Genomic DNA, 14,897 nt, shown 5'->3' with positions numbered 1-14,897 from the left:
ACAACATGTACATGGTAAGCGAGGTGTTTTCTTAATCCGTCAATCATGTATGATTTGCTGATTTTTTTCTATGGGTGCAAGTAAGACATGATCTGAGATAGTCAAGTACAACTTTTGGTGAATAGCCTAAAAGATTATATGGATCGACAATATTCTTCGCTACAAGATTCTAAAGTGAGTAATTTTGATGATATAGTAGCTGATAAATATTTATTAGACATTTTAAAGGAAACAATTCAATACAAAATCGATTTTTATAGTGAAATCAACAAAAAAGTACTAGGCTATAAATTAAGCATATCAAATATTGAGACTAAACTTGAGAATGGGAGAATTGTGGCGCATATCTTATCAAATACAGAGCTTACTTTTCAAAAAGATGAATTTGAACCATATACTTATCTTGAAGAAATAGAACATATCATAGTCATAGAAAATATCAAAGATGCTTGGAAAATCACTAAGGATATCTATGATGAACTTGGCGCTCCCAACGAGTCTGCCATTAATGACCTAAACTATAATAAGAATTTTTATGATATGTTCAAGAAGAACAAAATTCCTGTAAAAGAAAAAGCTAAACTCTCAAAAAAGCTACAAGACTCAATATCTCAATATTCTGTAGATGAAACGCAAAATAGAACAAGTTTAGCGTCGACTCAAATGTTTTATTCGACAGCTATCGAATCGACATCTCTCGACAAAGCTGTTGAGTATGCTAGAAAATGGGCCTTATCCTACAATCCGGAATATAAAAAGTATGATAATGATTGTACAAATTTTGTTTCACAGATCTTATACGCTGCTGGATTCAAAACAGATTCTACATGGAAACCTTATACGAACGCTTGGATACAAGTAGAGGCATTTCATGATTATCTTGTTGACAAAAAAGGTTTCAACAGTTATGAGTATAGTTCAGGAGATGAGGCTGGCAATGCGGCTAATAATGCAACAGTTGGTGATGTAATACAGTTCTATAATATCACAAAACTTCGATATTCTCACACCGTATATGCAACTAAGAGGGTATGGAGATCAGAGCGAGGAACTTATGACATTCTTTATTGTGGACATTCAAGTGCAAGACTTGATTATAGTTTAATTGATGCATTTGAGTCAAGCAGTTATTATACAAGATTAAGAGTGATTAAGATTTATTATGGACCACTTATTGCATAAGACAGGGTAGCGTCAAAAGTTTGATGAAAACTCCACACATGCCATCCCATGGAGCATCGTGAGGCATCCTGGGAGCCGGATTCGCCCTTGACCAACACCCGCCAAAGGTGAGAAAGCGTCGTCAAGGGCGACGGGGACAAAAAAGAGGGCATAGGAAAGCCGCCCTTGCCCTTGCCGCATTTTCCCCTTGGCGGTGTTCGGTTGGTCAAGGGTTCGCTTCGCCGAATCCGGCAGGAGTTCTGTTCAACGGGCTCCAGCGAACAAAAAAGTCAGGGCGCCTCTTGTTGGAGAAATGCTTGTGCCATGGCGATCCGTTTCGTCCACCGGGTTGGCACAGGCGGAAGATCCGCCAGTTCCGGGATGACGACCGGCACCCGGCCTTCGAGCGCGCTGTGTGGGCGCAGGAAGTTGAAATACGCCACAAACAGTGTGACAAAAAAGGACACCGAGCCTTCTTCCGCCCCAAATCCGTGAGTCGATCAGCAGCTGCCTTGAAACGTCCGATTGAATCGCTCAATGTGGTTTTGAGTGGACGGAACTCCTCGGACACCGGATCCTCGTTGGTCAGCCGATCACTTGGCGGACATCGAACAGGATCCCGTGCTGGGCAAAGAAGTGCTGCACCAGCAGGTAAAGGGGATTGTCGTCGACGACAAACGACAAGTCGTCTAGGATGGCCGGCAGCTATTGGACCGCGTTTGCCTCATTAAAAGCCGGCGAACCGCTTGACAATGCGGTCGATGTGAGCCGGCAATATTGACGAAAAACGGTGCCCTATGATCGAGAATGGGCACCGTTTCGTTTTGGTCAACGGTCGGTGACGACGATATACGCCGCTTTCATCGGCCCGTGGACGCCGACGACCAAGTTCATTTCAATGTCGGCCGAGTTGCTCGGGCCGGTGATGAAGTTGATGCACGACGGGACGAGCCCGCCTTTTTCGATTTGCTCGTGAATGACCGCCGCCGCTTGCGTCATGCGCGGCACGACCGTGCTTTTCGGGACGATGGCGATATATGTTTTCGGCAAAAAGTGAATGGCCCGCCCTTGTTCATTGCGCGAAAACAACACGACTGTCCCTGATTCCGCGAGCGTGATGTCGCTGAAGGCGATGCCGACGTTCGCCTGCTCGGCGGCGTCAATGTTTTGGCGTCCAAGCGCCGGATTCCAAATATGGACGGTCGTTTGTTCCGCGGGCCATTCGTCGCGAAGCAAGGCGGACAGCCCGTACTCGGCAAAGCGCGGGTCATCCGGCACGATGACCGGACCGCCGCCATAGGCGGCCACTTGCCGCCTCAGCGCGCCGGCCAGTTCGGCGCTTGTCGTCTCGATGTAATCGGTATGGATCAATCCGCATTGTTTTTGCAGCACGTTCAGCAAGTCGTCTTGGCTATAGCCAGCCAAGACTTTCCATTGCGGCTGATTGCTCCATTGCGGCCGGGAGACGCCGGACAGGCGGGGAGCTCTCCCGAGGCGATGGGCGATGTGTTCTAAAAACGCGTCACGGTTGTGAATAGCACCACGCGTCATGACGGATTCCCTCCTTTTTGGCGTGTTTGGAACCAGTCACGGAACCGTTCTTTGCTCGGCGCCGGAAATTCGCGGCTTTCCGTCCATGCTTTCAGCGGGCCGGGGCCTTTTGTGATGCGCCCGTCTTCGGCAAACGGGGCGAAGGCGCTTGGTGCCAACTTCGTGCCGAACCGGTACAATGACGGTGAGGCGGTCCCGAGGCGGAACGCTTTCATCGCCAGTTTTTCTGCGACCGGCGCTTTTCCTTCCCGCTCGACGATGATTTGGCGATGCTTGATGAGCAGCTCGTGAAGCGGGATTTTCACCGGGCACGCCTCGGTACAGGCGGCGCACAGCGAGGAGGCGTACGGAAGCTCCTTGTAGTCGTCGTAGCCGCCCAACAGCGGCGACAAGACCGCGCCGATCGGGCCGGAGTAAATGGAACCGTACGAATGGCCGCCGATATGGCGGTAGACCGGGCAGACGTTGACGCAAGCCGCGCAGCGGATGCACTGCAGCACCGGTTGAAACTCCGTGCCTAAAATTGATGAACGCCCGTTGTCGACGATGACGAGATGGAATTCTTCCGGACCGTCGACGTCGCCTTCATCGCGCGGACCGGTGAGAACGGTGATGTAGCTCGTCAATTTTTGTCCGACGGCGCTGCGTGTCAACATGCTGACGAGAACTTCCATCTCCTCAAACGTCGGCACGATCCGCTCCATCCCCATGACGGTAATTTGCGTTTTCGGCAATGCGGTCACCAAATCGGCGTTGCCTTCGTTCGTCACAAGCGTGATCGATCCCGATTCAGCGATGGCGAAATTGCAGCCGGTGATGCCGATGTCAGCCGTCAAATAGTCGCGCCGCAGCATTTCACGGGCGTGGCGCGCAAGCTCAACGGGGTCGGACGATTTCGTATAGCCCAGCTTCCGTTGAAAGACATCGCGGATTTGCTCTTTGTTTTTATGGAGCGCCGGACCGACGATATGCGACGGCGGGTCATGGTCGTCAATCTGCAAAATGTACTCACCGAGGTCGGTTTCGACCACTTGACAGCCGATGGCCTCAAGCACCGGATTTAAGTTGATTTCTTCTGTCACCATTGATTTCGATTTGACGATTTTTTTCGCTTGCTTTTCCAAAGCGACGCGGCGGATGTATTCGTTCGCCTCTTCGGCTGTTTGGGCGAAAAAGACGTGGCCGCCCCGTTTGGCAACGTTTTCACTGAGCTGCATTAAATAAAAGTCCAAGTTTTCGAGCGTATGCTTGCGGATTTGTTCAGCAAGCGACCGCCACTCTTCCCAATGGCCGAGCTCTTCGATGACGCCAAGCCGCCGCACATAGCCGCGGTCTTGCATGCCAGCGACCGCCCCGCGCATAAAGTCGTTGTCCAAGTTCTCTCGGACCCGTTTCCAAAACGGCCCGTTTTCGATTTTCATCGGCATGTTCGCTTCCCTCCTTTAGTTGCGCGCATTCAACACTTCGGCAATATGCATGACGCGGATCGGCTTGCCGAGCCGCGCGATGCGTCCACCGATGTTTAGTAAACAGCCGCAGTCAGCGCCGATTAAATAGTCTGCTTCCACTTCTTCGATATGCCCGATCTTTTCATCGACCATTTGTTCGGAAATCGGCCCCATTTTGACAGAAAATGTGCCGCCAAATCCGCAGCACTGGTGGGCGTTCGGCAGCGGAACAAGCTCGAGTCCCTTGACATGTTCTAATAGGCGGAGCGGTGCGTCTTTCACGCCAAGGAGCCTTGTCATATGGCAAGACGTATGGTACGTCGCCCGCCCGTGAAGCGAGGCGCCGACATCTTCGACTTTCAGGACGTCAACGAGAAATTGGGTCAGCTCGTACGTTTTCGCTGCGAGCCGTTTCGCCTCCGCTTCCCATTCCGGGTCGCCGTGGAAAATGTGCGGATATTCCTTTAACATCGCCGCGCATGAGCCGGATGGGGTGACGACATAGTCGGCATCGGCGAACGCGCGCATCATCTGTTTCATTGCCTCTTTCGCCTCTTTGACATAACCGCTGTTATACGCCGGCTGTCCGCAGCACGTTTGCGCCTCTGGAAAATCAACCTTGCAACCGAGCCGTTCGAGCAGTTCGACGGTCGCTTTGCCGACCTCCGTATAAAAGAGATCGATGAGGCAGGTGACGAATAACGAGACTTTCATCGGTTCTCCCTCCCGTGTACCGAGCTTAATGAACGGGTCATCTGATGACTATATGTCTATTATAAAATGTTTTTTTCAGATTCGTAGCCCTTTTTTGAAAAAAAGAAAAAACGCACTCAGTCGGGTTGTTGAGTGCGAATGTAGCGGCGCAGCACGTTTTCGACATTGGTCAAATGCTCCAGCATGCGCGTCCGGGCGGCGTCCGGATTTTGGTCGCGAATGGCTTCAAAAATAGCTTGGTGTTCGGCAAGCAGCTTTTCGGTTGTCGTTTGTTTCGAAAACAGCCATATGCGGCGCGTCTCCCGCATCGTTTCGACGATCATGCCGGAAACGCTGTTCATAATGCTTACAAGCATCGGATTTTGCGACGCCGCCGCAATCGCCATATGGAAGGCCAAATCCGCTTTTTCGCCAAGCTCATCGCTGCCGATCCCTTCTTTCATTTGGCGAAGCGCTTCTGTCATCGCATCGAGGTCTCGGTCTGTCCGCTTGGCGGCAGCGAGCGAGGCGGCGCCTGCCTCAAGCAGCTTGCGCACTTCAAGCAAATGCCAAATATCTTCCTTGTTCATCAAGACAGCAATGGATAGCGGAAACGTCATCATCGTCGGGTCAAACTCGCGCACATACGTTCCTTCTCCTTGTTTGAGCTCGATCAGCCCCATCGCTTTCAACGCAGTGAGCGCTTCGCGAATGGCGGCCCGTCCGACTTGAAACTGTTCGGCCAGCTGCTGAACGGAATCGAGTTTATCACCAGGTTTTAGCTCTCCGTTTTTAATCATATCAAAAATGGCTTCGGCCACTTCTTCGTAAATTTTTTTTGTTTTAATCCGTTTAAACGCCAATGGATCCACCTCAAATACGATTAAAGTAGCTTTCCGGTTGTGAAGAAGGAAATCTCCTGCACTGTCTATTATGATACAGCATCATGGATCGAGACAAGCGCTTTTTGTTGCTTGCGGCCGAGGGCGTCAGCGGTTTGGGGAAGCCAACGTGATTCCATCGCGCATGGCGAAGTGTGAAAGGGACGGGATGGGTCGTAGTCAACATCGTCAAGAAACTTCGACCGTACCGACAAGCAGGATGGTCATCCCGTTCTCTGTCAACATCGGCGTGGGGAAACACAATGGATGGAAAGTTCAAAAAAATACAAAAACAACTATTGTCTTTTGCTGAAAACGCTTTTATAATTTGAGACAGACGGCGTTCTTATCCGGTCATCTGATGACTGGAGGAGACGATCAAGGGGACGGATGACCGTTCGTGAACGCCGCCAAGTCGGGCACAAAGGGGAGGAGAAAACCGCATGTGGAAGCAAGATTTTACACCAATCGCCGACCAGCTTTGGTTATCGGCGATTGTCGCACTCATTCCGATTTTATATTTCTTTTGGGCGTTGGCCGTCAAGCGGATGAAAGGGCATGTTGCGGGGCTGACGACGTTGCTGCTTGCTGTTGTGTTGGCTGTAATCGCTTACAGAATGCCGGCTGGAAAAGCGGTTATGTCAGTGACGCAAGGCGCGGTGTACGGATTGTTGCCGATCGGCTGGATCATCATCACCTCTGTCTTTTTATACAAGCTGACGGTGAAAACAGGCCACTTTGACATTATCCGCAATTCGGTTGTCTCGCTCACCGAAGACCGCCGGCTGCAAGCGTTGCTGATTGCCTTTTCGTTTGGCGCCTTTTTGGAAGGGGCAGCTGGGTTTGGCGCGCCAGTGGCGATTTCAGCGGCGCTTCTTGCGGGGTTGGGGTTCAACCCGCTGTATGCCGCGGGCATTTGCTTGATCGCCAACACAGCGCCAGTGGCATTCGGGGCGGTCGGGATTCCAATCATTTCGATGGAAGGACCGACTGGCGTGCCGGCGATGGAAATCTCAAAAATGGTTGGGCGGCAGTTGCCGTTTTTATCAGTGTTCATCCCGTTCTATCTCGTGCTCATTATGGCCGGGTGGAAAAAGACGATGGAAGTGTTGCCGGCCATTATCGTTTCCGGTGTTTCGTTTGCGCTGACGCAATATTTCACCTCGAACTTTTTAGGACCGGAGCTGCCGGACATTTTGTCCTCGCTCGTTTCGATCGTCGCGTTGGCTGTCTTTTTGAAATATTGGAAGCCGAAAAGCACATTCCGCTTTGCAACGGAGTCGGAAGTGGCGGCCGCTGGGCAAGTTGCTCGCGCGACGCAACGCGGCGGGGAAGTATTCCGCGCTTGGTCGCCGTTTCTCGTGCTGACGGCTTTGATCTCGCTGTGGGGCATCCCGCAAGTGAAGGCGGCGCTCACCGGCCATTATGAAGGGACAAACGGCTTGTTGAAGTTGGTCAACGCTATCGGCGTCCACTTGACGTTTATGCCGCCTGTGCCGGGGCTCAACAACCAAATTTTGAACCCAAGTGGCCAGCCGATCGCTGCGGTGTATAAGCTTGAGCTGCTCGGCGCGGCTGGGACGGCGATTTTGCTGGCGGCGGTCGTCACAAAGTTCATCATCGGCATCTCGTGGAAAGAGTGGGCGCGTACGTTTGTGGAAACGCTTAACGAATTGAAATTCCCGATCATCACGATCGCTTCGGTTGTCGGCTTTGCCTATATCGCCAACTCGTCAGGCATGAGCACGACGCTTGGAATGGCGTTGGCCAAAACAGGCCCGTTGTTCCCGTTCTTCTCGCCGATTTTAGGATGGCTCGGCGTGTTTATCACCGGTTCCGACACGTCGTCGAACTTGTTGTTCGGCAACCTGCAAAAAGTGACGGCGACATCGATTGGCATGGATCCGGTGCTGGCGTTGGCGGCCAACTCATCAGGCGGCGTCGTCGGGAAAATGATTTCGCCGCAATCGATCGCTGTCGCCTGTGCGGCCGTCGGTTTGACCGGCAAAGAATCCGACTTGTTCCGCTTCACGATCAAACATAGCGTGTTCTTAATCATCTTGATTGGCGTTCTCGTTTACTTGCAATCGACGGTATTGTCGTGGATGATTCCATAACGGCCACAAAGGGGGACGAGTATTGTCGATTTGTTGATCGAAGCGGTCGAAGGAGCACAGGCGGCAAAGGAGGAAGAGCGAATTCGGAAAACGTCATAACGCGGCAGTCTGGCGTTTTTGCCGAATGTCGGTTGTTTGAAGCAAAAAAGAAGGTGTCCCGAAAGCAGCGGGACACCTTTTCCATTATGACTTGTTTGGGGAAAACGACTGTTTGGATGTTGCATTAGTCTTTTAAGGTGGCGCGGCGATGCCGATTCGAGGCGTGCCAAATGTCCAGCGGGCGCCCAGCAGAGGCTAAAGTGCTGCGCTGAGCTGTTTCGGCATTGCCCGCAGCGCTTTCCCAGTTCCGATCGCAACGGCTTCAGACGGATTGGGAGCGACATGCACCGGTACGTGCAGCTCGGCGCCAAGCCATTGCTCAATGCCGTGAAGCAAGGCGCCTCCACCGGTGAGCACCACGCCGTGGTCAATGATGTCCCCGCTCAATTCCGCCGGGCATTCTTCAAGAACGGCGCGAATGGCTTCGGCAATTTGCAGAAGCGATTCTTTCAGGGCATGCTGCACTTCGGCGGGATCAAGAGAAATGGCTTTAAGAAATCCGGTGACCACATCGCGGCCATGAATCGTCATTCCTTGTGTCAAAGACGTCCCGGGAGTGCTGCCGATTTCGATTTTCACTTGTTCAGCGGTTTGTTCGCCGATTAGCAAATTGTAGCGCTGGCGAACATATTGAATGATATCTTCATCGAGCCGATTGCCGCCGATGCGGAGCGAGCGGCAGGCGACGACGCCGCCCAACGAGATGATCGCCGCTTCCGTTTTGCCGGCTCCAAGATGAACGACGACGTTGGCGACCGGCTCGCTGACCGGCAAGTCTGCGCCGATGGCGGCAGCGACCGGCTCTTCAATAAAATGGATGTGCTTCGCCCCGCAATGTTGGGCGATTTCATAAAACGAGCGGCGTTCGACCGAGGTGGCGTGAAACGGAACGCTCATCACGACGCTCGGCTTTTTGAAGGCGAGGCCGAGCGGGTTACCGACTTGCTTGAATACTTGCTGCAACAGCATTTTGGCGCGCTCAAAATCGGCAATAACGCCGTTTTGCAGCGGGTAGGTGACTTCGATGTGGGCCGGGGCTTTGCCGATCATCTGCTTTGCTTGTTGGCCGATCGCCATCAGCTTGCCTGTATGGCGGTTGTAGGCGACCGCAGCCGGTTCGTCAAACACAATCCCTTTTGTTTGGCTGAACAGCCGAACGTTCATTGTGCCTAAATCGATGCCTAGCTCTGAAGAAGCGAACAACGGAAACACCTCCTTTGGCCGAAGCGAAGGAACGAACAACCAATCGCCATCTATACTATTCGGCAGAGATCGGTCATTTATGTCTGCTAGGATCATTCGCCGTGCATAAAAATTTTTTGATCTCATGTATAAAAAACGAAAAGGGAGGAAATGAATAATAGCGTAACGTTTTCCAAGTATTCCCCCGATCCCCTATGAAATATAGCATTGGGCTCTCCGGTTTTGGAGGGCCGCTTTTTTTTGCATAATAAAAACCCCCTGTCTATTAAGCGGACTTAATATGACAGAGAGCTTTTCCGACGGAGCTGTTACAGCCGTTTGGCTCCGATATACTTCGTTTTCCAGTAGCTGCTGTTTAAACTGTCGATTTTCACGCCACGGGAAACGGCATGGATGACTTGATTGTTGCCGATGTAAATAGCCACGTGGGAGACGCCTTTCGTCTGTTTGGAAGTGTCGAAAAACACTAAATCCCCTGGCTGTAATTGGGACTTATTTACGTATGTACCTTTTTTGTACATTTCTCGAGAGGTGCGAGGCAAGGTGACGCCAACTTTTTTATGGGTATAGTAGACAAATCCTGAGCAGTCAAATCCTTTTGGCGTCGTCCCGCCATATCGGTAAGGAGTGCCGATCAGCTTTTTCGCTTCGATGATGAGCCGTGCTTTGTTGGCGGCTGCATCTGAATTGGAAGTGCTTACAAAGAAGGAGGAAAATAGAACGATCATGGATACGAACAGGAGAGAATACCATTTTTTCATTTCCCCTAACCCCCGACAAAATCTTTTCCGATTCGACGTATCTCAACTAGAGTATAGCAGAGGAAACTAGACTTGTTTTTTACAGTTGGATTAAATAATGTTACAGCGCCGTTACAAATATAGCACCTCGTCCTAAAGGCTTATACCAATAGATAGATATTTTCGTTTCGGCCGACCTGGCTTTATGGCCGTAAGCGTGGAAATGGTGTTTCATACCCGAGTCCTATGGCCGACAGATGAATGTCGTAAGCTGTCGAACAAATAGGAACGGTGGAGGGAGGCAGCGCGAAGAATGGCCGTCTTATAATGAAAGCAAAGCGTCGAAGAATCGATGACGGTGATGGATGATGTCGAACCAACTTGAATATATCTTGTATATCTTTGGCCTTTTTTTGACGGTCGGCGGTGTCTATGTATACGGCCATTGGATGGCAAAACGGCATTGGGGGGATGCGCCATGGCTGGCGGCGCCGAGACTGACTGTTGTGTTTGCCACCGTTTCCCTGCTTTTTTTAGGGGCAGGAATGATCTATATCCATTATGCTGAAAAACAAGAACATCGTGAATATGAGGAAGCCGCAAAGCAAATCGCCGGCATGATTGCCGGCGATTTGGCCGCCATGGGGCACGAACGGCTCGATGAAAGGGCGGAACATTTGCCTGCGTATCACATGGTGATGGCGGTGCTGGAGCGTTGGCAACATTATGGCCGCGTGTTGAGTGTGTATACGTTAAAAAAGAATGAACGCGGTGAGCTATATTTCGTTGCAGCGCCAGCGACGGACTACAATCGGAACGGCCGCATTGACGGTGAAAAGGAACAAGCTGTTCCACCTGGGACGGTTTACCGCCGCCATTTTCCAGAGATCGAAGAGGCGTTCCACGGCCGGTTTGCGATGGAACAGCATCCGACAACAGATGAATGGGGAAGAAGCATCAGCGCGTTTATGCCGATTCGTCAACCGGACGGGACAGTGGATGCGGTTATTGGCATCGATTTTGATGCCAAAACGTATGAGAAACATTTGCAGCAAGGGCGGAAACAGGCGATGTGGACGATGATGGCCATGTTTTTGGCGACGGCGGTTGCCTATTTGCTCGCTTTGCATCAACAAATGGAACGGAAGGCGTTGGCTGTCTATCAAAAAACGCTTGCATCCAACGAGCATCGGCTGCGGCGGCTGGCGGAAATGACGATGGAAGGGCTGATCGTCTATGCGCATGGGAAAGTCGTTGAGGTCAATGAAGCGGCGTGCCGTTTGCTTGGCTATTCAGAAAGCGAGCTGATTCATTTGCCGATCGGGGAGTTAGTCGTTGATGGATCCATGAAACTGAATCGTCCGCATGAGGAACCGGAGCGCTTTGAAATCGAGCTGCGCCGAAAAGACGGCACCGCATTTCCAGCGGAAATCGTCCGGCGCCGCTACGATTATGAGGGGGAAAAAGTGACGGTGGCCGCCGTCCGCGATTTGACGGAACAAAAACAAAACGAAGAGCGGATGCGTTATATCGCCAATCATGATGAACTGACTGGGCTGCCGAACAAGGAGGCGATGTATAAAGCGGTGGAGCGCTGCCTTGTTGAGGCGAAACAGCATCGCCATGAAGCGGCAGTCATATTCTTAGAAGTGAGTGGGATGAAAACGATCAACGATTTTTATGGCTACGCAGTCGGGGACGAAGTGCTCCTCCATTTGGCGCAAGAATGGAAAGAAAAGCAAGGAATGATCGTCGGGCGCTGGAGCGGGAATGAGTTCATCGCATTGGTGCCAAACAGCACACATCAAAAGGCTGAAGAAATGGCGAAACAGCTCATTGAGGCGGCGGACGAACCGATTGTCGTCAATGGGATGGAATTGTATGTGACCGTGAACATCGGCATCAGCGTCTACCCAAAAGATGGGGAGGATGCAAAAACGTTGATTCGCAAGGCGGATATTGCCCGCTACGAGGCGCGAAAAAAAGCGGCGAGCGATTTTCTCTTTTTCACGGAGCCGATGGCGATTCGTCTCAATGAAAAGATGGCGATGGAACGCGACTTGCGGCGTGCGCTTGAAAATGAGGAATTTGAATTGTACTATCAGCCGCAAATTCGGCTTCACGACCGGCAAGTGATCGGCATGGAGGCGTTGATTCGCTGGCGCCATCCGGAAAAAGGGATGGTTTCGCCGTCATTGTTTATCCCGGTTGCCGAACAGACCGGCATGATCATCCCGATCAATGAATGGGTCATCCGCACGGCTTGTGAGCAGACGAAGCAACTGCTTGATCGTTTTCCTGACTTGTCCGTTTCCATCAACTTATCGCCATATGAATTTGAAAGCCGCCGATTTGTGGATAAACTCGCCCGCCTGCTCGCCGACGCCGGGCTGCCGCCGCACCATTTAGATCTGGAAATTACGGAGCGGATGACCATGGATACAGAACGTGCGCTTGATATTCTCTCGAAACTGAAGGGGCTTGGTGTGACGATCAGCATGGATGATTTCGGCACTGGTTACAGTTCGCTCAGCTACTTGACGGATTTGCCGATCGATCGGCTGAAGATCGACCGTTCGTTCGTTCAGCATATTCAAGGAAAAAAAGATGTCATCTTGCCGGCGATCATCCGACTCGGGCATAATATAGGTGTAAAGGTGCTGGCTGAAGGGGTCGAAACGGAGACCGAAGCGGCTTATTTGCAAGGAAAACGGTGCGACGAGGCGCAAGGCTATTATTTTTCCCCGCCGCTTCCGTATGACGAGCTCGTCCGGTTCTTAAACGGGCAGCGCGTGAGGCGGCAGGCGCAGGAGCTGACGTAACATGGACGGATTTTGGCGCATCGCCGAGGAGAAAATTCGCGAAGCGATGAAAAACGGCGAGTTCGACAACTTGCCCGGCTTCGGCAAACCGCTTGAGATTGAAGACCTTTCCCGCATTCCAGAGGAGCTGCGGCTCGGGTATTTGTTGCTGAAAAACGCCGGCTATGTGAGGGAAGAAGCGGAGCTGCGCAAAGAGCTTTTGACGCTCGAGGACTTGCTTCGTTGCTGCGAGGATGATGAGGAAAAACGGGAGCTGGAGAAAAAGAGGACGGAAAAACAGCTTCGTTTGGCCGAATTGATGAAAAAGCGGGGGCAGACGAATTCGAAGGCGCTGCGCGACTACGGGCGGCGCATTGAGGAAAAATTTCGCTGAATGCCAAGAAGGGGAGATTCGCTGAAAAGCCAATCTTCCCATTTTTTATGCAAAAATGGCCAAAAAATGGGGAAAATAAGGGAGGACGATGAATGAAAGAAAGGAGGGAACGGGGGCATTCTCTTGATGGAAGAAATAGCAAGAACATCTCTAGACAAAAAAGGAGTGATGAAATCGTGAAAAACGTATGGTTAGCTTTTTTCACCGCCCTTGTGCTGACGATGCCGTCGACGGTGGCTGCTGCTGGCCAGAGCGGCGAAGCCGTTGATGTCCATATGCCGGCCGGCCATATGTGGAAGCACAGGGCGCTTGATGAGCAAAAGTGGATGGAAATGGTGCAAACGTACACGCCAGAGCAGATCGGTGAATGGAAAAAAGTGCTGGAGGAACGGAAAACGCTGCGCCAGCAGTTGGATGACGAAAAGGTGAAACGAGCGATCAAGGCACATTGCAAGCAAATGAAAAAAGAACGAGAAGCGGCGCTTGATCGACTCATCGACCAGCTTGCTGACAAAAAAATCACGAAAGAACAGTTCAAGCAAGAGCTGAAACAGTTACATAAAAAGAAACGCTGGATGACGAAAGAAGAAAAACAGCGGCTCCATATGCTTCATGAACAAACAAGACAGGCGATGGAGAATAACGACAAGGAAGCGATGGCCAAACTGTTGCCGCAATGGCTCGATCATATGAAAAAGGAGAACGAGCGGTTGGCAAAATGGCTTCAGGAAGTCAAAGAAGGATGATATGATGATATAATGAAAAAAAGGCCGTGTGACGCACGGCTTCTTTTTTATCTCAACATCGCCTCCGTCGCGCCGAGCGGATGGCCAGGTGTTTGATCCACGATTCCTTCACCGCTTGGACGAACAGGAAAGGGACGGCGGTGTTCAAATGTTCCCATCGCAAAAAGTTGACGGAGGGAATTCGTGCATTTTAGCATAAAGTGATTTCGTGGCGGGGAGGAAGAGGCAATGGGATACCCGGTCATTCTTCATTTGCGCGGCCGCCGGGCGGTCGTTGTCGGCGGCGGGAAGGTGGCGGCAAGGAAAATTCATGGATTGTTAGAGGCAGGGGCGGAAATCGTGATGATTGCGCCTGAAGCGGAGCCGGAGCTTCAAGCGTTGGCCGCGGGGGGGATGATCGTTTGGAAGAAAAAGCGGTTTGACCCAGACGATTTGGCGGGGGCCTTTTTGGTGATTGCCGCGACGAACGATCGCAAGGTGAATGAAGCGGTGACGCAAGCAGCATCATCCGGCCAACTCGTAAATGTCGTGGATGATCCGGAGCGGTGTGATTTTCACGTTCCCGCTGTCATCCGCCGCGGTCCGCTCACAATTGCCGTGTCGACCGGAGGGGCAAGTCCGGCGGTTGCCCGCCGCATTCGCCGCGAGCTTGAGGAGAAGTATGGCGAAGAGTACAGGCCGTATCTTGAGTTTTTGCAGCGGGCCCGCGGCATCGTATTGCGCGAAGTGGAGGACGCTGAGGGACGGAAGCGGCTGTTTCAGGCGCTCGCTGCCGACTCGTTCCGGCAAAGTGGGCGCTGGGAGGAGGAGTTTACCCGTTTGTTGGCGAAAGAAAAAGAGCGAAACAAGGAAGGAGAAAGAGGGCGATGAGCATCCCGATATACATTGTTGATGCGTTTACAGAAAAAGCCGTCTGAAAGCCACGGTTTCAATCGTGGGATGAAAGACGGCATGACTCGGTAATCCTTTAAGAGGATCGCTTAGAGCCACCATTTTTCTGTTTTATTGTGGCAGTATAATCATTAAACGGATACAATCTATCATATGGAACAAGAAGATCGAA

12 protein-coding genes and 1 pseudogene are annotated in these 14,897 nt (G+C 51.6%); 6 read left to right on the top strand and 7 right to left on the bottom strand.

Annotated features, from left to right (window positions below; all coding sequences use genetic code 11):
- The first annotated feature begins 138 nt into the window (after positions 1-138).
- Complete coding sequence (locus CWI35_RS08130) at positions 139-1,182, top strand: amidase domain-containing protein (protein ID WP_119877644.1); 1,044 nt, start codon at positions 139-141, stop codon at positions 1,180-1,182.
- 269 nt (positions 1,183-1,451) lie between these two features.
- Here CWI35_RS08130 and CWI35_RS08125 read toward each other — a convergent pair.
- The 5 genes and pseudogenes from CWI35_RS08125 to CWI35_RS08105 form a co-directional block, all read right to left on the bottom strand.
- A pseudogene (locus CWI35_RS08125) lies at positions 1,452-1,857 on the bottom strand (DDE-type integrase/transposase/recombinase); the annotation flags it as partial.
- Between the two features lie 132 nt (positions 1,858-1,989).
- Entirely contained in the window at positions 1,990-2,712 is a 723-nt protein-coding gene (locus CWI35_RS08120; RefSeq protein ID WP_011229897.1) for a LutC/YkgG family protein, read from the bottom strand.
- Entirely contained in the window at positions 2,709-4,139 is a 1,431-nt protein-coding gene (locus tag CWI35_RS08115) for a LutB/LldF family L-lactate oxidation iron-sulfur protein (protein ID WP_011229898.1), read from the bottom strand. The genes CWI35_RS08120 and CWI35_RS08115 overlap by 4 nt, the downstream gene beginning before the upstream one ends.
- 15 nt (positions 4,140-4,154) lie before the next feature.
- Positions 4,155-4,874, bottom strand: coding sequence for a (Fe-S)-binding protein (locus tag CWI35_RS08110; protein WP_014194875.1), 720 nt, complete (start codon positions 4,872-4,874; stop codon positions 4,155-4,157).
- Between the two features lie 116 nt (positions 4,875-4,990).
- Positions 4,991-5,716, bottom strand: coding sequence for a FadR/GntR family transcriptional regulator (locus CWI35_RS08105; RefSeq protein ID WP_011229900.1), 726 nt, complete (start codon positions 5,714-5,716; stop codon positions 4,991-4,993).
- A 461-nt stretch (positions 5,717-6,177) separates the two neighbouring features.
- On the opposite strand from CWI35_RS08105, the gene CWI35_RS08100 reads away from it, so the two are divergent.
- Positions 6,178-7,851: an L-lactate permease gene (locus CWI35_RS08100; RefSeq protein ID WP_011229902.1), complete on the top strand. Its 1,674-nt coding sequence runs from the start codon at positions 6,178-6,180 to the stop codon at positions 7,849-7,851.
- 294 nt (positions 7,852-8,145) lie between these two features.
- On the opposite strand, the gene mreBH is transcribed toward CWI35_RS08100, so the two are convergent.
- Both mreBH and CWI35_RS08090 read right to left on the bottom strand, forming a co-directional pair.
- Positions 8,146-9,153, bottom strand: coding sequence for a rod-share determining protein MreBH (gene mreBH / locus CWI35_RS08095; protein WP_011229903.1), 1,008 nt, complete (start codon positions 9,151-9,153; stop codon positions 8,146-8,148).
- A 308-nt stretch (positions 9,154-9,461) separates the two neighbouring features.
- Positions 9,462-9,914, bottom strand: a complete 453-nt coding sequence (locus tag CWI35_RS08090; RefSeq protein WP_021321840.1) for a C40 family peptidase — start codon at positions 9,912-9,914, stop codon at positions 9,462-9,464.
- A gap of 344 nt (positions 9,915-10,258) precedes the next feature.
- On the opposite strand from CWI35_RS08090, the gene CWI35_RS08085 reads away from it, so the two are divergent.
- The 4 genes from CWI35_RS08085 (at position 10,259) to CWI35_RS08070 (ending at position 14,704) form a co-directional block, all read left to right on the top strand.
- The gene (locus CWI35_RS08085) at positions 10,259-12,715 is read left to right on the top strand and encodes a putative bifunctional diguanylate cyclase/phosphodiesterase (RefSeq protein ID WP_119877643.1); all 2,457 of its coding nucleotides are present in this window, start codon (positions 10,259-10,261) and stop codon (positions 12,713-12,715) included.
- Position 12,716: 1 nt separating this feature from the next.
- The gene (locus tag CWI35_RS08080; protein WP_013522951.1) at positions 12,717-13,088 is read left to right on the top strand and encodes a DnaJ family domain-containing protein; all 372 of its coding nucleotides are present in this window, start codon (positions 12,717-12,719) and stop codon (positions 13,086-13,088) included.
- A gap of 176 nt (positions 13,089-13,264) precedes the next feature.
- Positions 13,265-13,834 carry a hypothetical protein gene (locus tag CWI35_RS08075; RefSeq protein ID WP_020279490.1) on the top strand — a complete coding sequence of 190 codons (570 nt, stop codon included), beginning with the start codon at positions 13,265-13,267 and terminating at the stop codon, positions 13,832-13,834.
- Positions 13,835-14,062: 228 nt separating this feature from the next.
- A complete protein-coding gene (locus CWI35_RS08070) occupies positions 14,063-14,704 on the top strand; it encodes a precorrin-2 dehydrogenase/sirohydrochlorin ferrochelatase family protein (protein WP_119877642.1) in 642 nt (213 codons plus the stop codon).
- The last annotated feature ends 193 nt before the right edge of the window (positions 14,705-14,897 follow it).

The organism is [Bacillus] caldolyticus, assembly GCF_003595605.1.
GTDB lineage: Bacteria > Bacillota > Bacilli > Bacillales > Anoxybacillaceae > Geobacillus > Geobacillus thermoleovorans.
The sequence above is the reverse complement of the archived record's forward strand: the minus strand, read 5'-3'. Positions and strand labels throughout refer to the sequence as shown.